The sequence below is a fragment of the Chloroflexota bacterium genome, assembly GCA_020850535.1.
GTDB lineage: Bacteria > Chloroflexota > UBA6077 > UBA6077 > JACCZL01 > JADZEM01.
The window spans coordinates 21,567-45,091 of sequence record JADZEM010000090.1 but is presented as its reverse complement, the minus strand read 5'-3'; the positions used below and the strand labels follow the sequence as shown (position 1 = coordinate 45,091).

Genomic DNA, 23,525 nt, shown 5'->3' with positions numbered 1-23,525 from the left:
GGTGTTCCCTACGATGATAGACGTCGTTCCGAGCGCCCAAGTTCCCACTCGTGCGCGCCTTTCTGGTGCGCGGCCCTCCGAGTGACGCTGCGCTCTTGACACTCTTTTCCGGGACGTGTGATAGTCGCCCGCCGGCCCGCGATTCTGAGGACTGGTGCGTCTGGTGGCTCAGGTAGTTGACCACACGGCAGATACCCTCGACCGGTGTGGGCCACACAGGAGGGACAGTCCCGATGCGTCGGCGTGAGTTCCTGGTTCGGTTTGGCTCGCTTGCGGTCGCGGCTCCACTGATCGCGGTGTACGGTTCGGCTCCCCAGGGTGTGCAGGCAGCGTCGGCGGCTGGTTCGGCCCGGCAGGCCGTCCCGCTTGCTCAGCAGGGGGCGGCCGGCGAGGTGCGTCTCCCGTCGATTGAGCCCCCCACGCTTGATCCCGGCCTCGCCGAGGATTCCGCCTCCATCGACATCATCGCCCAGCTGTTCGATGGGTTGGTGGCCTACGATGCCTACGGTGGCGTCTCGGGCGTGGGGGCCGAGTCGTGGCAGATCTCCGGCGATGGCCTCACCTACACGTTCAAGCTGCGGCAGGGGCCGACGTGGTCGGATGGGAAGGCGGTCACGGCCGCTGACTACGCCTGGGCCTGGAAGCGAAACGTCAGCCCCGTCACGGCCTCGCCGTACGCGAACGCGCTCTTCCCCGTGAAGAACGCCCAGGCCATCAACGATGGGAACCTGGATCCCGAGCAGCTTGGCGTGCAGGCCCTGGACGACCGCACCCTGGTGGTCACGCTGGAGAAGCCGGCCAGCTACTTCCTGCGTCTGGCCTCGACCTGGACACTGTTCCCGCTGCGCCAGGACACCATCGAGGCGAACGGCGACGCCTGGACCGAGCCAGCCACGATCGTCACCAACGGGCCGTTCACACTCAAGGAGTGGGTCCACGAGACGCGCATCGTGCTGGAGCGCAACGAGCGGTACGTCGGGCAGAAGCCGCGCATTCAGCGCGCCGTCTTCCGGGCGTTCCCGGAGGATGGCAGCGAGCAGATGCTGGCCGCCTACGAGGCCGGCGAGATCGATACGACGGGCGCGGGCGTGCCGGCCGAGCTGCCGACGACCCAGATCGACCGCATCCTGGCCGATCCGGTTCTCTCCAGCCAGGTGATTCCGATCGAGCAGTCCGCCACGGCGTTCCTGGCGATCAATCACCGCCAGCCACACTTTCAGGATGCGCGCGTGCGGCAGGCGCTCGGGCTGGCGCTCGACCGCCGCCTGATCCTCGATGCCGTCCTGAAGCGGGCCGGCGAGCCGGCCTACGGGCTGCATCCCGATGGCATCATCGGCCGGCAGCCCGATCTCTGGCCGCACGACGATGTGGCGAAGGCCCAGCAACTGCTGGCCGACGCCGGCTATCCGGGCGGTCGTGGGTTCCCGACGATCACCTTCACCTACAACACGAGCGCCGAGTGGCGGATCTTCGCCGAGTACCTCCAGGCGCGCTGGCTGGACACGCTCGGCATCACCGTCAAGCTCGAATCGATGGAGTGGGCGACGTTCTTGCGCTTCCGCCGGGGAGACGAGTGGACGCAGCGCGGCGACCTGTTCCGTGGCTCCTGGTTCTCGGACTACGAGGATCCGAACAACTGGTACAACCTGCTCTGGGACTCGGCCAGCGACCCGACCTCTTTCAACGGCGGCTGGAAGAACGCCCAGTTCGACGCCCTGGTGCGGCAGGCGACTGGCGAGCAGGACGATGCCCGTCGTGCCGCGCAGTACCAGCAGGCCGACGCGATCATGGCGCAGGAGTATCCGCACATCCCGTTGTTCCACTACGAGATTCGCTCGCTGGTGAAGCCGTACCTGAAGGGGTACGACCCGGCGCGCGTGCTCGGCCTGACGCCGCTCCGCACGATGTCCCTCGACGCCCGGTAGGCCTCGATTCTGGTTCTCGAAGTCTTGATCGTGACTGTGGAAACCCTGTCGTGACCCGCTACGTCGTACGGCGGGTCCTGATCCTGCTGCCGGTCTGGCTGACCGTGTACACGCTGACGTTCACCCTCTACCACCTGACGCCCGGCGGCCCGTGGGATCGTGAGAAGCCGGTCCCACCCCAGGCCATCGCGCAGTTGAACCAGAAGTACGGGCTGGACCGGCCGCTCTGGCAGCAGTACCTGGACTATCTGGGCGGCGTCGTGACGCGCTTTGATTTCGGCCCGTCGTACTCGCGGGTCGCGCGGGGCGTCGGCGACATCATCCGCGAGCTCTTCCCTGTCTCATTGCGGATCGGAGCGCTGGCGATGAGCCTCGCCGTGTTGCTCGGAATCCCCCTGGGCGTCATGGCCGCCGTGCGCTACCAGTCCGTCGCCGACCGGGCCGCCCTGGTGATCTCGGTGCTCGGCGTCTCGCTGCCGTCGTTCGTGGTCGGCCCGATCCTGATCTGGGTCTTCGCGCTGCAGCTTGCGTGGCTTCCGCCCGGAGGGATCGACGGCTGGCAGCACCACATCTTGCCGGCCATCACGCTGAGCCTGTTCCCGATGTCGCTGCTGGCGCGGGCCACGCGCGCCTCGCTGATCGAGGTGCTGTCGGCAGACTACGTGCGGACGGCCCGCTCCAAGGGGCTCCGCGAGGGGCTGGTGGTGCGGCGGCACGCGCTCCGCAACGCGCTGATCCCGGTCATCACGATTGGCGGCATCCTGCTGGCCGAGGTGCTGGTCGGCTCGTTCTACGTCGAGACCGTCTTTGCCGTGCCGGGCATCGGTCGGCAGTTCGTGACCAGCGTCACCAGCCGCGACTATCCGCTGCTGATGGGCGTGACGCTCTTGATGACGACGGTCGTCGCCCTGGTCAATCTCGCCGTTGACCTGAGCTATGCGCTGCTGGACCCGAGGATTCGGTATGGCTGACCTGGCCCTTGCGCCGGCGGCCGGCTCGGCGCGGGGCGCAGGGGGCGTTCGCACGGTCCGGCCGTCAAGCCCGTGGCTGCTGGCGTGGCGGCAGCTTCGAGCCAGCAGGTTCGCGCTGTTCGGCCTGGGGCTGCTGGCGCTGCTGCTGCTGAGCGCGCTGCTTGCCGACCTGATCGCCCCGTACGCGCCGAGCGCCCAGAACGTGGCCCTGGCGCGGCGCGGCCCGTCGGCGGCGCACTGGCTCGGCAACGACGAGCTTGGCCGCGACCTGCTCACCCGCCTGATCTACGGTGGCCGCATCTCGCTCTCGGTTGCCATCGTGGCCCAGGTACTGATCCTGATGATCGGCGTGCCGGTCGGGGCCGCTGCCGGCTACTTCGGCGGCTGGATCGATACGGCCCTCTCGCGGGCCATCGACGTGCTCTACAGCTTCCCGGACCTGTTGCTCATCATCATCGTGGTGACCTCGTTGCGGGCCGGGCTGAAGGCCGATGCCGGCGGCCTTTTCGGGCTGCTCGGCGGCCTGGACGCGATGATGGCCGGGATGCTCGGCATCTTTCTCTCGCTGGCGCTGGTCTCCTGGCTGACGGTCGCACGGCTGGTGCGCGGCCAGGTTATCTCGCTCAAGCAGCGCGAGTTCATCGAGTCGGCGCGGGCGTCGGGCGCTTCGACGGGCCGCATCATCGCGCGGCACCTGCTGCCGAACGTCCTGCCGGCGATTGTGGTCGCCACGACGCTCGGCATCCCGCGCGTGATCCTGGTGGAGGCAGCGCTGTCGTTCATCGGCATCGGGGTGCAGCCGCCCACGCCGAGCTGGGGCGCGATGATCCTGTCCGGCGCGAACGCGGCGCGGGGCGGCAACCCGCACCTGATCCTCGGGCCGGCTGGCGCGCTGGCGCTCACGGTGCTGGCCTGCAACATCGTGGGCGACGCGCTGCTGGACGCCTTCGACCCGTGGATGCGCCGGGCGGGCCAGGGCGGCCGGTAGGCGCCGCCCGCCGTCATCCCGACCGAAGCGAGGCACGAGCGAAGCGGAGGGAGCTTCCCTGGACGAGCACGAGTGCAGTGATCGGGAAGATCCCGCGACTGCGGGGTGTAGGCCTTCCGGAGGGTCAGGCCGGGATGAACGCTCGTGGGTAGATCGCCACTTCCGGGATGATCACGTCGCGCCCGCGCGTGGACAGGAACAGGATCACCTCGGCCACTTCCTCCGCGCCGATCAACAGGTTCGGATCTTCGTCCGGGACGCTCCGGCGGCGCAGCGGCGTGAGGATCGGCCCAGGCAGCACCGTGGTCACGGCGATGCCCGTCTCCTTCAAGTCCTTCGCCACGGCGTCGCCAAAGCCCACGACGCCGTGCTTGGCCGCCGAGTAGGATGGCCGGGTCGCACTGCCGCGCTTGCCGGCTCCGGATGAGACGTTGATGATCTTGCCGAACCCCTGCGCCTTCATCGGCCCGACGACGGCCCGGGTGCAGAAGAATGTCCCGTTCAGGTTCGAGCCGATGATCGTGTTCCAGTCTGCCGTCTTGACCTGATCGATGGGCGCACGCACGTTGGTGCCGGCGTTGTTGACGAGGATATCCACCCGCCCGAACGCTTCGAGGGTCTTGGCGATCAGCGCTTCGGCCTGTTCCTCGACGCTCACGTCCGTCGTGATGGCCAGCGCCTTGCCGCCAGCCGCCGTGATCTCCTGAACCACTGAGTCGAGGTCCGAGGTCGTGCGCGCCGCCACGACGACGGCCGCGCCTTCTTTCGCCAGCAGGATGGCCGTGGAGCGCCCGATACCGGTGCCGGCGCCCGTGATCACGGCCACGCGACCTTTAAGCTGCATTGCTTTCCTCCCAGGGTGAGGTCCGCTGGGAGGCTACCATGCCACCGGCTCGCCGTTCGACCGCGCCGCCCGCGCGCTGATGGCAGGCCCGACTCGACTATCCGGCGCGGTCTGTCTACACTCTACTGCCCGCGCGATCCGAACCGCCGTCGCCTGCCCGGCCGACGCGGCTTCGGCGCAACGGTGAAGGACCGCCGGCGCCACGGCGCCGGGCTGAGGATCTGGAGGCCAGGGGTGTCCATCACACGCGAGCAGTTCTTCACGCTGATGGCGTCGTTTGCCAGCAGCGTCACGGTGATCACCAGCAGGGGGCCGGATGATGTCGTGCGGGGCCTCACGGCCAGCGCGTTCAGCTCGGTGTCGCTGGAGCCACGGCTCTGCCTGATCAGTATCGACAACCGCTCGGAGTCCATCGGGGCGATCGCCGAGGCCGGCACGTTCGCCGTGAATATCCTGGCCAGTGACCAGGAGGAGATCTCGCGGCGGTTCGCCAGCAAGATCCCGGACAAGTTCGAGGGCGTCGCCTACCGCCTCGGCCCGGAGAGTGGCGCACCGCTTCTCGACGGCGTCCTGGCCTGGATCGAGTGCAAGGTGCACCAGGTGGTGGACGGCGGCGACCACACCATCTTCATCGGCGAGATCCTCGACGGCACCGCGAACGAGGGCGCGCCGCTCACCTATTTCCGGGGGCAGTACCGCCAGCTTGCCTAGCTCGCGGCGGCTGCTCTCGCCACACTGACACTGTTCTCGCCCTGGAGGGAGGGCTTCATGCCGACGTTGCCCGCGGATATGGCCTGCGCGATGTGGCGCGGGGTTGACGACATGCGTCTTGAACGGCAGCCGGTGCCGCTGCCGCGGGGGCGCGACGTGCTGATCCGGGTGGCGGCCTGTGGCATCTGCGCCACCGACCTGCACCTGCTGGACGGATCGATCCCGCTCTACAAGCCGCCGCGAATCCTCGGCCACGAGATGTCTGGGACGGTCGTGGCGGTCGGGCCAGACGTCACGTCAGTCGAGGTCGGCGCGTCTGTCGCCATCGACCCGAACATCCCATGCGGCGCCTGCTTCTACTGCCATGAAGCGCTGCCGTACATGTGTGCGAAGCGGACGTCGTTGATCGGCGGGTTTGCCGAGTACCTGCGCGTGCCCGAGATGACAGCCTTCACGCTGCCGGACGGCGTGCCGGTGGAGTACGGCGCGATTGCCGAGCCGCTCTCCTGCTGCCTGCGGGCCTCGGAGCGGGCCGGCCTGCGTGCGGGCGGCACGGTCGCCATCGTCGGCTCAGGGACCATCGGTCTGCTGCTGGTGCAACTGGCGAAGCGATCCGGCGCATCCCTGGTGGCCGTCTCCGAGCCGGACGCCGAGCGGCGGGCGCTGGCGTTGCAGCTTGGGGCCGATCTCGCCATCGACCCGATGGCCGAGGATCCCCGTGAGCGGCTGCTCGCGGCGACGCACGGGGTTGGCGTGGACGTGGCCTTTGAGGCGGTGGGCGCGGTCGTCACGGCGCAGACGGCGATCTCGCTGCCGAGGCGCAGCGGGACGGTCGTGCTGGTGGGCGTGCCGCCGGCAACCGCCGAGCTGACGCTCAAGTCGTACGAGCTCTTCGAGCGCGAGTTGACGATCCGTACGTCGTTCATCCGCGCCCAGGAGTTCCGTCGGGCCGTCGAGCTGCTGGCGATCCTGGATGTCGAGCCGCTGCTCGGGACGCGGTTCCCGCTGCCGCGGGTCCATGACGCTTTCTCGGCCGCCAGCAATCGGCGCGGGGTGAAGACCCTCGTCACGCCGTAGGAATGCAGTCGGGCCGTCGCCAACGTGTGCGCTGGCGACGGCCCGATCTGGTACGAGAATGCTGATGCTGCGCGCCGTTCGGCGCGATGCTGCCAGCAAGATGTTGGCGCGGAAGGCGCAGACGTACTCACCGAGATTGTCAAGACTATCCTGACAGGATCACGGCGAGAGGCGCGCGTCTTCGGCGTCAGGCACGCGCTGATGTGCTACGAACCCTCGACACCGGCCTTGCGCGGGCGGCGTCGCTTCTGGCCTCCTTCGCCATCGGCAAGCCAGGCGATGATCGTGCCATCGGTTGACTCACCATAAGAGATCGGCCGGCCAACTTCCTTGCCTGCACGAGCGAGATTCAGCTTCAACTTGCGAAGAGACTCACCGCGCTCGGGCGCAAGTTCGATGGCCTTATCGGCAGACAGGTTCAGGATAGCCTGCCGGAATGGCTCCCGCTCCTGATACCCCTTGGTCCGCTGCTTAACCCGCTGCTTTGCGGAAACATCAACTTCACGAAACTGCGGCATGTTGTAACACCTGAGGAAAGGCTCGCAGAAATCATACGTCGGAGCGTACGCCAGTGTGCAAGGCTGAAACGGTGGGAATTTGGCAGAAACATCACGGCATGATGCGTGCAATGTGTCAGGAGTCTGCGCCGATATTCCTGGAACATGCACATCCGGTGCCGTAGAGGGCCGGCGGTCCTGTCTGCATTTCATGAGGATTTCGCAAGCTGCGCGCAGAATTGCGTGGCTCTTGCCTGCGCTGTTGCGTGCGAGCCTCGCGGTGAAGATGGTTCCATCGTTCTCCACATAGTTTGCACAGTGGACGTCGACGTCCTGCGAGGGTGGGCTGCGCGGCTGCTGCCTGGATCCGCGCCACCCGCCGACAATCCACACGGCTTCGCGCGGCCGGTCGCCCGTTGTCGTGGGGCAGATCGGCGCGGTGGCCTGGGCCCTCGGCGTCAGATAGCATCATGCTGGCTGGTTGACTGCTGGCCCCGGGGAGGATGATCTCTCAATGTACACCTATGCACGCACCATTCCGACCACCGTGCAGACCGATGTGCTGGTCTGCGGTGGTGGCCTTGCCGGCATTGGCGCGGCGGTGGCGGCTGCACGCAGCGGCGCGCGAACGCTGCTCGTCGAGCGCATGGGATTCTCAGGCGGATTCTTTACAGCAGTGATCGGGTCGGCATTTGATGGCCTGATCGATACGCGATCCGGTCGCCCGGTTGTTGGCGGCGTGGTCTTTGAGATGCTTGACAGAATGGGCATCCTGAAGGGGCGTGATCCACGCACAAGCTGCTTCACCTACAACGGCGAGATCAGTCAGGTTGCTGAGCATCCGGACTGGATCACGCCCACCACGGAGCCAGAACGCTTCAAGAGGGCGGCAGACGAGATCCTGCTGGATGCCGGCGTCCAGGTGCTCTACCACACCCAGGTGGCGGACGCCGTCACGCGGGACGGACAGATCGAGGCGGTCATCGTCAGCAACAAGGCCGGGCTGGTGGCGATCCAGCCGAAGGTGGTCGTCGACTGCACTGGCGACGCCGACGTGGCGGCCTGGGCTGGCGCGCCTTACGAGGTGAACGACCCGATCCAGCCGATGAGCCTGCATTTTCGGGTCATCGACGTCCATGCGCCGGCCGACATGGCCCTGCGCGACCGTTGCACGGAGCTGTTCCAGCGCGCGCACGCCGAGGGCAAGCTCGGATCGTTCGGCGGGCCGTGGCCGGCCCGCTTCATGGCGCACGACCTGTACTTCAACGCGACACGCGTCCCGGGCAACATGACCGACCCGGCCGACTGGACGCGGGCGGAGATCCAGGGACGCAAGGACGCCTGGACGATGTTCCACTTGCTGAAGGAGAACCTGCCCGAGTTCCGGGACGCCTACATGATGGCGACCGGGCCGACTGCCGGCGCGCGGGAGTCGCGGCGGATCGTCGGGCTGGCGATGCTCACGGAGCAGGATGTCTGGGCCGGCCGGCGCCGGGACGATGCCGTCGTGCTTGGCGGCGGCAAGCTCGACCGGCACGGAAACGCGGCGGCGACGCAGCACACCGAGCATCTGGTGCCGCCCTACGATATCTCGTACGGGACGCTGGTGCCTCAGGGCGTCGGCAACCTGCTGGTGGCCGGCCGCTGCCACTCCGCGACGTCCGCCGCGCTGGCGTCCAGCCGCCTGACGGCCACGGCGATGGGCATGGGTCAGGCGGCCGGCATCGCGGCGGCGCTGGCCGTCGAATCGGGCAGACGTGTGCCGGAGGTGGACGTGCCAGCCCTCCAATCGCGAATCGTCGGTCAGGGAGGCATTCTCGAAGTGCCGGCCGTGCCAGCCGCCGTCTAGCCTCTGGTTCCCGTCACGGACTGCCGCCTGTGTGACGGGAATATCGTTCAACGTTGGACCGTTTTCTCCGGCACAGACGATGCATCGCCGAAGCGTGCATCTGCTGTAGCACGTTGCTGTACTCGTTCGATCGTGTGACAGAGGGAGACCGTCTCGCATGCCAAAGGCTGATCGTATCTCCGCCGGTGGCGTCAAGCTGCTCAAGGAGCCACAGCTCGCCCATTTCGTCACCTTGATGGCTGACGGATCGCCGCAGACCACCCCGGTCTGGATTGACGTCGAGGATGACGGCGCGACGATCTACGTCAACACCGCCGAGGGCCGGGTGAAGACGAAGAACGTCGCCAACGACAACCGCGTCGCGGTGAGCGTGGCAGACAGCGCCAACGCCTGGCGCTTCGTCGTGGTGCGGGGCACCATCGTCGAGCGGCGGCACGAGGGCGCGGACGACCAGATCGACCGGCTGGCGTTCAAGTATCTCGGCAAGGAGAAGTACCCGTTCCGCCGCGAGGGCGAGCAGCGGGTGACGCTGGTGATCAAGCCGCACCACGTGATCGAGATGGGCACGGAGTAGGCTCCGGCCAGTAGGCAGTCGGCCCCTCTCCCGCGCACAGGGAGAGGGGTCGGGGGTGAGGGCCTTCCTCGGGGTGAGGGCCTCTCCTCCTCCAGGGCGATTGCAGGTTGGGTGCGTCGTGCAGCGTCGTCGGGGCTTGAAAGCGCCGACTGCGCGTTTCATGGCGTTGCGGGAACACCAACGAACATGCGATCGCCCTGTTTCCTCCTCTCGCCCTCGCTGTGCGCCGCCGTGACCGCCCGGCTACCATGCCCTCGTCTCACAGGAGGGCATCACCGGTGAAGCTGTTGCTGACGACGCGCATGGGCGACCCATATTTCGGCTTGCTCGACGACCTGACCGACGTTTGCAAGGTCTGGGCTTCCACGCCCGACGAGATCGTGCGCGAGATCGCCGATGCGGACGTGGTCTACGGCTGGCCGACGCTCGAGCAGTTCCAGGCCGCGAAGCAGCTCAGGTGGATTCAGATTCCCAGCGCCGGCGTCGAGATGGTCTGCTCGATCCCCGAGATCGTCGAGAGCGACGTGATCGTCACCAATGCGCGCGGCGCGCACGCTCGCGCGATCGCCGAGCACACGTTTGCGATGCTGCTGGCGTTTACTCGCGGGTTGCATCGCTTCGAGCAGGATAAGGCCGCCCGCCGCTGGTCCCGTGAGGCCGCCATCCCGGACGTGCTGGAGATCGCCGGCTGGACGATCGGCATCGTCGGGTACGGGCAGATCGGGCAGCAGGTGGCGCGGCGGGCCATCGGCTTCGAGATGAACGTGCTGGCTGCCGATGTCAACCCGATGCCGGACGCTCCGCACAGCGTCGAGGTCTGGGGACTGGACCGCTTGCCCGATCTCTTCGAGCAGGCCGATGTGGTCGTGATCGCCGCGCCGTTCACCCCTGAGACCCGCCACATGATCGGGGCCGACCTGCTCAATCGGATGAAACCGACGGCCTACTTCCTGGTGGAGTCACGCGGGGGTATCCTGGACGAGCCGGCCCTGGTCGACGTGCTCAAGAAGGGCAAGATCGCGGGGGCCGGCCTGGACGTCTTCGAGACCGAGCCGCTGCCGGCCGACAGCGAGCTGTGGGATGTCCCGAACCTGATCGTGACGCCGCATCTCGCCGGAGCGTCCACCCAGAAGGACCGGCGGTGCGTGGAGATCCTCCACGAGAACATCCTGAGGATGCAGCGCGGCGAGCCGCTGGTCAACCTGGTGGACAAGCGCAAGGGATACTGATCTCGGGTCTCGGGTCTCGGGTCTCGGGTCTCGGGTCTCGGGTCTCGGGTCTCGGGTCTCGGGTCTCGGGTCTCGGGTCTCGGGTCTCGGGTCTCGGGTTTCGGGTTTCGGGTTTCGGGTTTCGGGTTTCGGGGGTACGGCATGGCGTCCACGCCGCGTGAACTGATCGTCTCCGCCGCCCGCGGCGACCAGCCGCTGGATCTGGTGGTTCGCAATGTCGATCTGGTGAACGTCTTCACTGCCGAGGTCTACCGCGCTGACCTCGGCATCAAGGGCGACCGCTACGCCGCCGTCGCCCGCTACGAGGATGGCCGCCCCCAGTTCGAGCTGCAGGGCTTCTGCGAGATCGACGGCACGGACAAGGTCGCCATGCCCGGCTTCGTGGACTCCCACGTCCACGTCGAGAGCATGATGGTCCCGCCGGACCAGTTCGCGAAGGCGGTATTGCGGAACGGCACCACCGCCGCCACGATCGACCCGCACGAGATCGCCAACGTGCTCGGCGTGGACGGCGTCCGCTACATGGTCGAGGCGAGCCAGGGCCTGCCCGTCCGCATCTGGACGACCGTCCCATCGTGCGTGCCGCCGGTCCCTGGGTTGGAGACCAGCGGCGCGGAGTTCGGGCCTGAAGAGGTCGATCTGCTGCTGCAACTGCCCGGCGTCGTCGGGATCGCCGAGGTGATGGACTATCCGGGCGTCATCAACCACCACGCGCGGATGGCCGGTATCGTCCAGGTCGGGCTGAATCGCGGCGTCGTCAACGAGGGCCATGCACCCCGAGTCAGCGGGCGCTGGCTCCAGGCCTATCTCGCGGCCGGCGTCAACTCGGATCACGAGTCGCGCTGGTGGGAGGAGATCCTCGAAAAGCTGCGGGCGGGGATGGTCATCCACATCCGCGACTCCAGTTTCGGGCACTACGTCGGCGAGGCCGCGCGCGCCTGGGAGCAGGTGCCGCACGCCATCAACCTGACGATGTGTACGGACGACATCGAGCCGGACGATGTGCTGAAGCGCGGCCACATGAACCGCGTCGTGCGGCTGGCTATCGAGGCCGGCATTCCCGCGCCGCTCGCCGTCCGCTACGCCACCCTGAATGGTGCGCTCCGGTACCGCTCCTACGATCTCGGGGCCATCGGCGCGGGCTACCTTGCCGACCTCGTCCTGGTCGATTCCCTGGAGACGATGCAGGTGCGCGAGGTCTACGTTGAAGGGCGGCACGTCGTCTCAGATGGCGAGGTGATCGTGCCCATCGCGAGTACAGTGGCCCCGCCGATGCAGAACACGATGCGCCTGCCCGAGCTGACCGAGACCAGCTTCCAGATCCGCGCCCCGATCCACCAGGGCGAGATCGAGATGACGACCGTCGAGTTTGGCGAGCGCGGCATGACCGTGGCTGGCCGGCTGCGCGCCAGCGTGCGCGATGGCGTGGTCGGGCCGTTGCCGCCAGACTACTGCTACATCTCGGTGACGGGCCGGCACGGGCAGGGTCGGCCGCCGTTCGTGGGCGTGCTCAAGGGGTTGGGATTGCGCTCCGGCGCGCACGGCACCACGGTTGCCCACGACAGCCACAATCTGGTCATCGCCGGGACCAGCGCCGCCGACATGCTGCTGGTGGCGCGGACGCTGGCGCAGCAGGGAGGCGGCTTCTGCCTCGCCAAGGATGGCGCCGTCCTGGCGACGGTGCCGCTGCCGCTGGCCGGCCTGATGACGCCCGAGCCGGTCGAGCTGGTCGGGCCGCGCGTGGACTTCTACAACCAGCAGGCAACTGCACTGGGCATCAACCCCGGCGCCCGCTCCCCGATCCTCTCGCTGGCCGGAATGGCGCTGGTGGTGATCCCCGAAGTCAAGATCAGCGATCTGGGCCTCGTCCACGTCACCAGCCAGCAACTGCTGCCGCTCTTCCCGGCCGCCTGACCTCTGCCAGCGTTCGCAGTCTGTCGCGCCGAGCGCCCGCGAGCCGGCATCATTGGCCGTGTGTGGCAGGGGACTCGATGAGCGCGACGCCGGCGCGCCCGCGCAAGACCCTCAGCGGCCGGTCGGAGATCGACGCCGCGACTCGGGCGTTTCGGCTGGCACTCGTGGCGCCGCTGTTGGTGGCGGCCTCCGTCGCCGTCCTCTACTTCCTGGCCCAGCCGCACTGGCTGGCCGATCCTGACGCCCAGGACTACGCCCAGCTTGGCCGCCGGCTGGCGACGGGGCACGGTCCCGCCACCTCCTACCTCCCCTGGAACGGCGTCGCCTACCTGACTGCGCGCGGCCAGTCGCTGGACGGCGCGGCCTCCTGGCCGAACATCGTCCGGTTTCCGCTGACGCCCCTGCTGATGGGCGGCAGCTTCCTCCTGTTCGGCCAGAACGACGAGGCCGTGCATCTGCCGGCGACGCTGGCCTTCGTGCTGACAGCCGGCGTGGGCGCGCTGCTGGCGGCGCGGGTCTACGGAGCCTGGGCCGGGCTGGTGGCCGGCCTGACGCTGGCGTGGCTCCCGCTCCTGGTGAACTACAGCCTGACCGGCCTGACCGAGCCGCTGCTCGGTGTGCTGATCCTGGGCGTGCTGGCGTGCGTCGTCGGGCGGCCCTCGGAGCGTCGGCTCGTGTTCGGCGGCGTGCTGCTCGGGCTGGCGGTCCTCAACCGCTACGATACGCTGCTGCTCGGCGCTGCTGTGGGGCTGCTCTGGCTGCTGCCCCGGCCGGACCGCTGGCGTGCGTTGCTGTGCTTCTTCGGGCCGGCCCTGGTGCTGGTGCTGCCGTGGGCCAGCTACTTGAGCGTGGTGGCCGGGTCGCCATCGTTCAATCTGCAGCCGGCTTCGATTGCCGCGCAGGCCAGCGGACGGGCGGACGGACTCGGCTGGTACTTGCCGGAGTACGTTGCGCCCGGCGAGCCGTGGACCCGCGATCCCGCCCGTATGGCACGGCTGGCCTGGGAGGAGCTGGCCGCCACGCCCAACCATCTCCGCAAGCTGGTCGGCTGGGCGTGGCTGCTGGCAGGTGGCATGGGCTGCCTGTTGGCCGCCGGGCGAGCCGCCTGGAACGCCTTCGGCAGGCGGGCGGCGGGCGCAGAGGCGGGCGAGACAGCGGCGCGGCCAGTCGGGCGGCCAGCCTGGCTCGACGACCGCCTCCTGCTGGCCGTGTTCCTGCTGGCGGCCATCCTGCTGCGCGGTCTGCTCGCCTCGCTGCTCGGCCTGAACCTGCAGCGCCACTACGTGCCGCTGGTCCCGCTGCTGGTGGTCCTGGTGGCCGGCGAGGGAGACGCCGCGTTGCGGGCCATCGCCGGCCGCCTTGCGCGGCAGGGACCTGCCGCCACCGGATTGCTGTTGGTGCCGGGGCGGGCGCTGCTGGCGGCTGTCCTGATCCTGCCGGGCCTCTGGACGATCCTGCCGTTTCTGGTCCCGCCGTCTTCGCCGCCGGGGCCGCCGACGCGGACCGGGGAGATCGAGACGCGCCCTGAGAACTTGCTGCGGCTGGCCGAGCTGGTTCCGAACGACGCGGTTGTCGCCTCGAACGTGCCGTGGAGCGTCGCCCTGTACGCCGACCGCCGGGCCGTCCCGCTGCCGCCATCCGTCGACGACACGGCCGAGCTTGAGGCGCGCTTTCGCCTGCCTATCGACGCCATCTACGTGGCCGGGCAGGTCAGCGTTGCCGACGCGCCGCGCTCCTGGCGCACCTGGGAGGACCGTCGGCGGAGTGGCTTGCCGCCGCCGGGCTACGTCCTGGCCGAGTCGTTCCAGAACGGCGGCCGGCTGTTTGTCCGCGAGCGCTGACACTGCCGTCGGCGAGCGCCTGCCGCACGCAGTCAGGTGTTGGCAGAGGCGGGCCGTAGCGTCGGGTCGACTGCACGGGACGCCCAGTCATCCTGAACGCAGTGAAGGATCTCACCCGCTGACCGTCATCCGTCGCGCCAGCGCGTGAGGTCCTTCACTGCGGTCAGGATGACAGGGGTAGATGCGCTCGGTGCGGTACATCCGGAGCCTGCCGCCTCCTGACGGCAGACATTGTCCGGCGCCAGGCGGCGTCGGCCGTCCAGCCGACGCCCACGCCGCCCACGACAAGCCCGAGCGTGGCGGTCGGCACGAAGTAGTGATCCAGCACGTAGCCCAGGCCGAGCGAGACGGCGGCGAAGAACCCGAGCGCCCAGAGCAGCAGCAGGCTCTCCGCGCCCGGTCGCCAGCGGACGCCCTTCCAGACGAGCCACAGCAGCCCAACAACTGCCAGCAGCGCTTCGAGCGGCCGGCGCAGGGTCGAATCGCCCCAGGTGTCCTCGAACAGGCTGAACTTGATCACCCGCTGCACACGCTGTCCGAGCTCGGGGACCGCCCGTGATGGGTCGATCTCGGCCTGCTGGGCCATCTCCTGCTGACGGTTCTGGAACAGCAGCAGCGTGCGGCCAACCGGGTCGCGGTAGAGGAACGGATTCGTGAGGACGAAGACGGCGTAGACCAGCGCGATGGTGGCGAGCGCCCAGGCCAGCGGTCGCCACCAGACAGGCTGTAGCGAGCCAGAGGCGGCCGGCGCTGCCGCATCAGGGTGTGGATCGCTGCCGGTGGCCAGCAGCCGTGCGCGCACCAGCGGCCCGAACGTCGCCCATGCGCCCCAGGCCACGACGCCGACGATGGCGACGATCGCGGTCAGCTTCGAGGCGAACGCCAGCCCAAGCAGACTGCCGACGGCCAGCGCAGACCGCCAGCCCAGCGCGCGGGCGCGGTCGGGCCGGCGGAGCATCAGGACGGCCGCCAGCAGCGTCGCGAGCAGGAACACGATGAACGGCGGCTCGCCCATCGCGCGCACAAGGTGCAGCTTGAGGTACGGACTGCCCATGAACAGCAGCGCTGCCGTCGCGCCGCCGACTGGCCCGGCCAGCGCCCGCACGACGCCGTACACCAGCAGCGCCGACAGGGCCGCCAGCCCACGCATCGGCAGGCGGACCTCGGTCAATGTGCCCTGGTCGGGCGCTTTGCCCGCTTCGACGTTGCTGAACCATTTGCGGCGGTGGTCGTAGTTTGGGTCCAGGTGCTCGAACGGCAGGCCGCGCGCCCAGAGCCAGCCGCCCATGATGTAGCGCGGGATCATCGGTTGGGTGCGCGTCCAGTAGCTGTCAGGCCAGGACTCGATAGAGACATCGTGGCGAACGAACAGCACGAGGAAGAAGCGGGCCGTGCCGACCCAGTTGGCCTCGTCGCCGGCCTGCTTCGACGGGAACGTTCCAAAGTTCCACAGCGCAGCCGCCGCCAGCGCGACGACGAGCACCGCCTCCGCGACCAGTGACCATTGACTTCGGGGCTGCCGGCCTGCGCTGATGCCCGCCTCCCAGATGACAGACGTGTGACGCGAGGATGAACGGCGGAAGACTGGCGGAAGAATACTGCCCCCGCGCCGTCCTCACCAAACGCGGCGCCCGCCATGCACGTGCATCTCGGTTCCTCGGTATCATGACGGTGCGGACGGACCGCTGCGCTCGCTGCCACGTTCTCGCCAGGAGGGCCTGTGGATATCCTGGTCGTCGACGACGATCGCGACATCGCCGACATCATCGGCTACAGCCTGCGGAAGGAAGGCCACCGCGCCATCCTGGCGCACTCCGGCGAGGAGGCGCTGGCGCTGGTGGAGCGGGCGCAGCCGGACCTCGTCGTCCTCGACGTGATGCTGCCCGGTCTCAGCGGCTTCGACGTCTGCCGGAAGCTGCGCGAGCGCGGCCCGATCCCGGTGATCCTGCTGACCGCCCGTGGCGAGGAGGCCGACCGTGTCTGGGGCCTCGACCTCGGCGCGGACGACTACATCGCCAAGCCGTTCAGCCACCGCGAGCTGATGGCCCGCATCCGGGCCGTCGCCCGGCGGAGCGCCGCCGCCCAGACGCCCAATCAGGGCAGCGTGGCCGTTGGCGAACTGGAGATCGACTTCGGCGGCCACGAAGTGACCATGCGCGGCGCGTCCGTTGACCTCACGCCGAAGGAGTACGAGATCCTGCACTGTCTGGCGCTCAACGCCGGCCGGGTGGTCCCCCACGAGCGCGTCCTGGCCTTTGCCTGGGGCAGCAGCGCCCTGGACAGCGACGTTGACCAGTTGAAGGTGCACGTCCGTCACCTGCGCGAAAAGCTGGAGCGCAACCCGAGCGCACCCGAGTACCTCACCACGTTGCGCGGTGTCGGGTACAAGCTGGCGGCTCCGCGCGAGGCGTTCGCGGACGGATCCGTCTCCTGACCGGCCTCGCCACGGCCCGGTCGGCCTTTACAGGTTCCTAACAAACTGCACTCGATGTGCCGTCCGACTCGGATGAGCAGCTAGTGGCTCGTCAGTCGTGAAACACAGGGTAGAGATGATCGAGTGTGATGCGGGCGTCCTCGGTCGTGAAGCGCCAGTCGATGGTCTTAGTGGTGGCGTTGCGCTCGGCGACCCAGGCTGCGACCTCCTGCTCAAGGGTCTCACGGTCTGGCAGACGGCGGTCGAGGCATTGACCGGCGAGAATGCCCAGTTCGATCTCACTGAGCCCAAGATGATCCGCGTCCTGAGCGGAACCGTGGCCTGGACGGCGGCAAGGCCGACGGTGGTGCGGTGAACGACCTCGGAATGCCGTGTGCGAGGGAACCGCACGCACGGTGTGCGCCGTGAGGCGCTTCGTTGCATCCCTGATGCAGTTAGGAGGAACTTGGAGGAGCGTTCCTGGGTCGCCTGGCTAACCTGGACGCGAAAGCGCGAGGGGACCAGAGCATGCCAGGGAAGCGGTGGTCGTCTGGAGGCGTCCAGGGTGACGTGCCGCGAGACCCGCGCGATATGGCCAAGGCTGGACTGCTTGAAGCCCAATGTCCAGCGGTGAGAGTGCGCACCCATCGGAACGACGCCTGAAACCGATGCCGCGTCGTGCCCCGGCATGAACCGTGAGGCCGGGGCAACCTCCAGGACGCGGAGCGCCGCCCAGCGAGGGCGGTCAAGGAGATGAGTGGGCGGCCTACGTCGCGCTCGAGACGTGCAACGGAGACGTACCGCGGGATCGCCTACGGGGCGCGAGCCCTACGGCGACGGAGTGCCAATAGTAGTCGCAGGCGTGACGACCTGTCAGGGAGGCCGGGAAAGCCGGGCCACAGGGTGAAGGGGCACAGGTGATCGGGAGGTCCAGCGATGGGAAGCCTGCGGAATGCAGAGTGCTGAAACGGTGCTGGACGTCATCCGCAAACGCGGTGAGCGACGACTGCCGATCGAACGGCTGTATCGGCAACTGTTCAAACCGCAGCTGTATCTGCTGGCCTACGGGCGCATCTACGCCAATCATGGTGCGATGACGCCCGGGGTCACCAACGAGACCGTGGACGGCATGTCCCTGGAGAAGATCGGGGCGACTATCGACGCGCTGCGCGCCGAGCGCTACCGATGGTCTCCGGTCAAGCGGGTGCAGATCCCGAAGAAGAACGGGAAGCTGCGCCCGCTGGGCCTGCCGACCTGGTCGGACAAACTGGTCGCCGAAGTGGTCCGCCTGCTGCTGGAGGCGTACTACGACGTCCAATCCTCCGACCGCTCCCATAGGTTCCGTCCCGGCCGGGGTTGCCACACCGCCCTGGAAGAGGTGGTGCGGGTCTGGAAGGGAACACGCTGGTTCATCAAGGGGGACATCTCCGACTGCTTCGGCAGTTTGGATCATCAGATCCTGGTGTCGATCCTGGCGGAGAAGATCCACGATGGCCGATTCCCGCGGCTGATCAGCCGGATGCTCAAGGCTGGCTACCTGGAGGACTGGCGCTGGCATGCCACGCTGAGCGGAGCGCCGCAAGGCGGGGTGGCCAGCCCAATCCTTTCCAACGTCTACCTTGACCGACTCGATACGTTCGTTGAGCAGTCCGTGCTGCCGGAGTACAACCACGGCCGCCTGAGGCGGCAGAATCCGGCGTACCAAGCCACCGAGTACGCGATCCAACGGGCCAAGCGGCGCGGCGACCGGGATGCGGTGCGGGCGTTGCGGCGTCAGCGTCGCACCCTGCCAAGCCAGGACCCGAATGATCTGGACTACCGACGGCTTCGGTACGTACGATATGCCGACGATTGGCTGCTGGGGTTCGCAGGGCCGAAGCACGAAGCCGAGACGATCAGGTCGACGATCCGGGACTTCCTGCGCGACGAGCTCAAGCTGGAGCTGTCGGCATCCAAGACGCTGATCACCCACGCCGCCAGCCGGGCGGCGCACTTCGTCGGCTACGAGATCAAGACCCAACACGCCGACGACAAGCTCGACCAGCGGGGTCAGCGCTCGGTCAACGGCGCGATCGGTCTGTTCGTGCCCAAGCCCGTGATCCGACAACGCTGCGCGCTCTATCTGAGCGAGGGCAAACCGGCCCAACGCGGCCTGCTGATCAACGACGAGGACGTCACCATCGTCGCGAAGTATCAGGCCGAGTACCGGGGCATCGTCCAGTACTACCTGCTCGCCCAGGACGTCTTCCGCCTGGGCCGGCTCCGCTGGGTCATGGAGACGTCCACGCTAAAGACCCTGGCCGGGAAGCACCGCAGCACGGCCACGAAGATGGCTCGAAAGTACAAGACGACGATCGAGACACCGGATGGGCCGCGCACGTGCTTCCAGGTCACTGTCGACCGCGATGGGGGCAGGAAGCCACTGGTCGCCCGCTTCGGTGGGATCCCGCTCAAGCGACAGCGCACGACCATTCTCACCGACCAGAAGCCGGTTCTCGCCAGCGCTCGGCGCAACGAGGTGATCCACCGACTCGTCGCCGAGGACTGCGAGATCTGCGACGCCCGGACGAACCTCGAGGCTCATCACATCCGCAAGCTCGCCGACCTCAACCGGCCTGGTCGACGTGAGAAACCCGCCTGGATGCATCTCATGGCCATGCGACGGCGCAAGACCCTCGTGGTCTGCCGTCCTTGCCACGAGGACATCCATGCCGGTCGAGCCACCGCGCCCGTTCGGACGTGATCACTGGAGAGCAGGATGCCGGGAAACTGACCTGCCCTGTTCGGGAAGGGGCCGACGGAAAAGGCCCGGGTGACCGTGACCTCGCCGGCGGCCTACTTCACCTGACGAGGGGGGCTGGAAACGGGGCATGGCCGTTGCAGGACTGCAAGCATCTGGAAGGGTCACACGCTGCAGCACCCCACTACCGCGCCAGTCCTTCACTCTACTCCCAGCGCGTGCATCATGCGGTCAGATCGGCAGATGTTGCTGTACACTCTTAGACAGTACGGCATCATCGCCGCATTGATCTAGCCGGAGGGATCACCACGGTATGACGCTAGCGCCTGATCTACCGGCTGGGACAGGACGGCCGGCCTCGATGTTGCGCCCGCGAAATCGTATCTCAACGACTGAAACTGTCATTAGACCGTCAGTCGTTCCTTTCAACGTCCAGCTTCGCGAGCTTTGGCAGTATCGCCAGCTCTTCATTGCGCTGATCTGGCGGAATATGCGCATCGAGTTCGATACGACCCGCCTCGGCTCGGCGTGGGCAACAGTGCGGCCATTGCTCTTTGCCATAGTCTTCTCGATGTTCCGCAACCTGTCTGGGGCGGAAACTCGCGTTGAACTACCCTATATCCTGCACGTGTACTCAGGGTTGCTGCTGTGGACCTACTTCACGGACGCGGCCACTAACTCAGCTAGTGCTGTGCGCATGGACGTTGCTCTTTTATCGAAGGTGTACTATCCGCGCCTGCTGACACCACTTGTTCCAGCCGTGTCAGGTCTGTTTACTATGCTGGTAGGGTTCGTGCCACTTATCGCCATAATGATCTGGACCGGTGTGCGACCAGGCTGGCAACTGGTATTGTTGCCAATTGCTGTCATTCCGTGCTTGATCCTCGCACTGGGTCTGGGCATGGTAGTGTCATCATTGTCCGTCGAGAATCGCGATTGGGAACGTGTGCTGGCGTTCGCGCTGACCATAGGTCTCTGGGTCTCGCCAGTGATCTACTCTCCAGAGTTGATCCCTCACGCGGTGCGAAATACCTTTCATCTGAACCCGATGACTGGATCGTTGTTGGCGTTCCGTGCCGTCCTGTTTGATGGGATCGCCTTCCCGCTTGGGGACTGGCTGTATGCACTCGCCAGTTCGTTTGTGATTCTTGGATTCGGGATCTGGGTATTCCGTCGGACGGAACTGGCATTGGTGGATCGTCTGTGACCATACTTGAGGCGTAACCGTTGACCCCAATAGAAATCGCACCAGTCGTGATCTCCGTGCGCGGTATATCCAAGCAGTATGTGCGTGGATCGTCTGGTAGGCAATCGCTGCACGGTACACTGGCAGCGTGGCTCCGGCTGTTGCGCCGCAAACGGATCGAGCAAGTTGGCAGTGGGCGGCAGAGCTTCTGGGCACTCAACAACGTTACCTTCGATGTGCGCTATGGTGAGCGTGTCGCCATCATCGGGCGAAACGGTGCCGGCAAGTCCACACTTCTGAAGGTGCTGTCGCGAATTGTGTATCCATCAGCTGGCGAGGTCCGCATTTGGGGCCGAGTCATCTCCTTACTGGAGGTCGGGACCGGTTTCAACGGGGATCTCACCGGTCGCGAAAATGTGTACCTGAACGCTTCAATTCACGGACTCACGCGTGCGGAGATCAGTGAGCGCTTTGGAGATATTGTCGATTTCTCCGGCGTGCATGATGTTCTGGACACTCCAGTCAAGCGTTACTCGAGCGGCATGCAGATGCGTTTGGCGTTTTCCGTGGCGGCCCATCTGGATCCAGATATTCTGCTACTTGACGAAGTGCTAACCGTTGGCGACCTTGAGTTCCAACAGAAGTGTCTGGAGCGGGTGGAGTCGCTGGTGTCTGAGGGGCGCACACTCCTCTTTGTCTCACACAGCATTGAGGCTGTGGAGAACTTTTGCACCCGCTGCATCTGGCTGGATCACGGCACGGTGCGGGGAGATGGCCCAACCGCGAAAGTCCTCAAAGAGTATCGCTACGGCTGACTGCGTAGTGGGCCACTTGGCTTGAACGTCGCTATTGGTCCGGGCGAGTAGGTCGATGATGGACTGGACGACGAGCGACAGCGCCAGAGCCACCGAGCGCGTGGTGATGCCGTTGTCGACTCCGCGCGCGTCGGAGTTGGCGCTTGCCGCCCCAGTAGTCGAAGGGCGTCGGATCGGCGTTCCAGCCGCGGATCGGCGTTCCAGCCGCGCGCGGTCTCTTCGAGCCAGCTCATGATGTCCTCTGGCGTGTCCCGCGTCTGTCCTTCGAGTGCACGACGCACGAAGATGCGTTGAATGGATTCGGCCATGTTCAACCAGGAGTCGCTCAGCGGCGTGTATACTGGGCATGACACCGTGCGCGACCAGCCAGAGGACGAGCACGCGGGTCTTGCGACCGTTCAGATTGTCGAATACCAGGAGCATCCGCAACGGTGGCAACCGTTCGGGTAGGGTGAACGTGACCGTGAGGCCGGCTTGCCACCGCGCCCACGCGGCGCGACGCTCCTCCTTGGACTGGGGTGGCGGCTCCGGTAGTGCCGCCAGTATGGTCGTCAACTCGGTCTCGAGCCAGGCGTGCAGGATCGTATTCGGCGCGCCCGCAAGACCTTTGACGCGCACCTGGCCCGAGGGCGGGTGGAACAGGGTCAGCAGTTTGGCGGTGCCGTGGCGGATGTGCTCGCGCAGATGGCGGGCCGGGCTGGTCGCCGGTCGCCACCGCGTCCCGGGCTGCTAGCTCTCGTCAGCCCAGGGGACGCTGACCGTGCGTATGCACGGAGACGTACGCGGTCACCCGAGTCTGCAGATCGTAACCGCCGCTCGCGATGCTTCCGCCCGTTGCCGAGTTAGAAGCTGAGCTCTCCACGTCGAGGACCCCGTCGATTACTGACCCAATCTGGGAGGTGGCGCAGAGAGGGCCAGGCAGGATCGGTACTACTCGCGCTATTATTGGGTCCATGTTCGTTCTCTGTGTTGGCCTGTACCGCTCCGGTTCGACATGGCAGTACCAGGTTGCCTCAGATTTGATTGAGCAGCACCGGCACGGGCAGCGACTAGGGTTCCTCAACTCGGTACCACCAGAGCTTAGCAATTGGGCAGTTCTCAAATGGCATGACCCGAATCAAGAATTTGCACGCCTGCTCGCTCGTGGCCAAGCGCTTGCACTCTATTGCTATCGGGATCTTCGCGATGTGACATTCTCGCTGATGCATAAGGCTTCATGTTCGTTTGAAGATTTAGTCGCCGGAAAACGTATCTTTGCCTGCTGTTGGGCTGACGCCTTCTGGTCCTCGCAGACAAACACGCTTGTTCAGCGATATGAAGCGATTATTGATGATCCGTATAAAGCAGTACGGGAGATTGCCGCGCACTTAGGCATTGCGGTTGAGGCTGACGAGGTGGATGCATTGGTCGCACGCTACTCATTCGCCGCGAATGCTCAGCGCGTTCAAGATCTCGCTAAGAACATCTCTGAGCCAGAACGAAACCTGGCGAGACAGGAGCACGCTCTGGTTCATGACCCGACTTCGCTGCTGCACTGGAATCACGTGCGCAAAGGGGAAATCGGCGGCTGGAGACATGAAGCCACCCCCATGCAACGGTTGATACTTGCTGAGCACGTGGGTGATTGGCTCATTCGGCGTGGCTATGAGACGGACATGATGTGGGCTGGTCACTGGACTCCTGATACCGCCACAACAGAAGAAACGCGGGCACTGCACGAGCAACTCCTGGAAAAGGAAGCCGCGATACGTTGGTTGAGTGAACAGGCCGCAGGGCTCCAGGCGCAGCTCCTGGAAAAGGAGGCAATGATCGGGGTATTGGGGCAGGCAGCGGCTGATCGGCTCGCTCTGCTGGACGAAAAAGAGAGAGTTATTCATCGGCTCGCGCGGCTCGTCTCACGGCAGGACGGGCGCATCCAGCCAGATTCAATCTGAGTCGTCGTCACCCCGTA

At 66.5% G+C, this 23,525-nt stretch carries 19 protein-coding genes; 16 read left to right on the top strand and 3 right to left on the bottom strand.

Annotated elements, in window-relative coordinates; translation table 11 throughout:
* Positions 1-233 precede the first annotated feature (233 nt).
* From IT306_13040 to IT306_13030, 3 genes are read left to right on the top strand one after another with little or no spacing between them, the layout of a single operon-like run.
* A complete protein-coding gene (locus IT306_13040) occupies positions 234-1,925 on the top strand; it encodes a peptide ABC transporter substrate-binding protein (GenBank protein MCC7369347.1) in 1,692 nt (563 codons plus the stop codon).
* Between the two features lie 50 nt (positions 1,926-1,975).
* Complete coding sequence (locus tag IT306_13035) at positions 1,976-2,896, top strand: ABC transporter permease (protein MCC7369346.1); 921 nt, start codon at positions 1,976-1,978, stop codon at positions 2,894-2,896.
* Positions 2,889-3,884, top strand: a complete 996-nt coding sequence (locus IT306_13030) for an ABC transporter permease (GenBank protein MCC7369345.1) — start codon at positions 2,889-2,891, stop codon at positions 3,882-3,884. Before IT306_13035 ends, IT306_13030 begins: the two co-directional genes overlap by 8 nt.
* Before the next feature lie 124 nt (positions 3,885-4,008).
* Here the strand turns inward: IT306_13030 and IT306_13025 are convergent, their stop codons facing one another.
* Complete coding sequence (locus IT306_13025) at positions 4,009-4,728, bottom strand: SDR family NAD(P)-dependent oxidoreductase (GenBank protein MCC7369344.1); 720 nt, start codon at positions 4,726-4,728, stop codon at positions 4,009-4,011.
* Positions 4,729-4,995: 267 nt separating this feature from the next.
* On the opposite strand from IT306_13025, the gene IT306_13020 reads away from it, so the two are divergent.
* Both IT306_13020 and IT306_13015 read left to right on the top strand, forming a co-directional pair.
* Complete coding sequence (locus IT306_13020; protein ID MCC7369343.1) at positions 4,996-5,439, top strand: flavin reductase family protein; 444 nt, start codon at positions 4,996-4,998, stop codon at positions 5,437-5,439.
* Positions 5,440-5,496: 57 nt separating this feature from the next.
* Positions 5,497-6,516, top strand: coding sequence for an alcohol dehydrogenase catalytic domain-containing protein (locus IT306_13015; protein MCC7369342.1), 1,020 nt, complete (start codon positions 5,497-5,499; stop codon positions 6,514-6,516).
* 206 nt (positions 6,517-6,722) lie between these two features.
* Here the strand turns inward: IT306_13015 and IT306_13010 are convergent, their stop codons facing one another.
* Positions 6,723-7,034 (bottom strand): hypothetical protein, encoded by a 312-nt coding sequence (locus tag IT306_13010; GenBank protein MCC7369341.1) that lies wholly within the window; start codon positions 7,032-7,034, stop codon positions 6,723-6,725.
* A 493-nt stretch (positions 7,035-7,527) separates the two neighbouring features.
* On the opposite strand from IT306_13010, the gene IT306_13005 reads away from it, so the two are divergent.
* The 5 genes from IT306_13005 to IT306_12985 all read left to right on the top strand — a co-directional run bounded on the left by IT306_13005 (position 7,528) and on the right by IT306_12985 (position 14,420).
* Complete coding sequence (locus IT306_13005; protein ID MCC7369340.1) at positions 7,528-8,862, top strand: FAD-dependent oxidoreductase; 1,335 nt, start codon at positions 7,528-7,530, stop codon at positions 8,860-8,862.
* A gap of 157 nt (positions 8,863-9,019) precedes the next feature.
* Positions 9,020-9,436: a PPOX class F420-dependent oxidoreductase gene (locus IT306_13000; GenBank protein ID MCC7369339.1), complete on the top strand. Its 417-nt coding sequence runs from the start codon at positions 9,020-9,022 to the stop codon at positions 9,434-9,436.
* A gap of 278 nt (positions 9,437-9,714) precedes the next feature.
* Positions 9,715-10,665, top strand: a complete 951-nt coding sequence (locus IT306_12995) for a D-2-hydroxyacid dehydrogenase (GenBank protein MCC7369338.1) — start codon at positions 9,715-9,717, stop codon at positions 10,663-10,665.
* Between the two features lie 141 nt (positions 10,666-10,806).
* Complete coding sequence (locus IT306_12990; GenBank protein ID MCC7369337.1) at positions 10,807-12,579, top strand: adenine deaminase; 1,773 nt, start codon at positions 10,807-10,809, stop codon at positions 12,577-12,579.
* Between the two features lie 77 nt (positions 12,580-12,656).
* On the top strand, positions 12,657-14,420 hold the full coding sequence (locus IT306_12985) for a glycosyltransferase family 39 protein (GenBank protein MCC7369336.1): 1,764 nt from the start codon (positions 12,657-12,659) through the stop codon (positions 14,418-14,420).
* Positions 14,421-14,583: 163 nt separating this feature from the next.
* On the opposite strand, the gene IT306_12980 is transcribed toward IT306_12985, so the two are convergent.
* On the bottom strand, positions 14,584-15,903 hold the full coding sequence (locus tag IT306_12980) for a glycosyltransferase family 39 protein (protein MCC7369335.1): 1,320 nt from the start codon (positions 15,901-15,903) through the stop codon (positions 14,584-14,586).
* Between the two features lie 237 nt (positions 15,904-16,140).
* Here IT306_12980 and IT306_12975 point away from each other — a divergent pair, with 237 nt between their 5' ends.
* From IT306_12975 to IT306_12950, 6 genes are all read left to right on the top strand, one after another.
* Positions 16,141-16,854: a response regulator transcription factor gene (locus IT306_12975; GenBank protein ID MCC7369334.1), complete on the top strand. Its 714-nt coding sequence runs from the start codon at positions 16,141-16,143 to the stop codon at positions 16,852-16,854.
* Positions 16,855-16,969: 115 nt separating this feature from the next.
* A complete protein-coding gene (locus IT306_12970; protein MCC7369333.1) occupies positions 16,970-17,209 on the top strand; it encodes a hypothetical protein in 240 nt (79 codons plus the stop codon).
* A gap of 576 nt (positions 17,210-17,785) precedes the next feature.
* Positions 17,786-19,576: a maturase gene (locus IT306_12965; GenBank protein MCC7369332.1), complete on the top strand. Its 1,791-nt coding sequence runs from the start codon at positions 17,786-17,788 to the stop codon at positions 19,574-19,576.
* Positions 19,577-19,934: 358 nt separating this feature from the next.
* A complete protein-coding gene (locus IT306_12960; GenBank protein MCC7369331.1) occupies positions 19,935-20,780 on the top strand; it encodes an ABC transporter permease in 846 nt (281 codons plus the stop codon).
* A gap of 20 nt (positions 20,781-20,800) precedes the next feature.
* Positions 20,801-21,574: an ABC transporter ATP-binding protein gene (locus IT306_12955; GenBank protein MCC7369330.1), complete on the top strand. Its 774-nt coding sequence runs from the start codon at positions 20,801-20,803 to the stop codon at positions 21,572-21,574.
* A gap of 953 nt (positions 21,575-22,527) precedes the next feature.
* Positions 22,528-23,508: a sulfotransferase domain-containing protein gene (locus IT306_12950; protein MCC7369329.1), complete on the top strand. Its 981-nt coding sequence runs from the start codon at positions 22,528-22,530 to the stop codon at positions 23,506-23,508.
* The last annotated feature ends 17 nt before the right edge of the window (positions 23,509-23,525 follow it).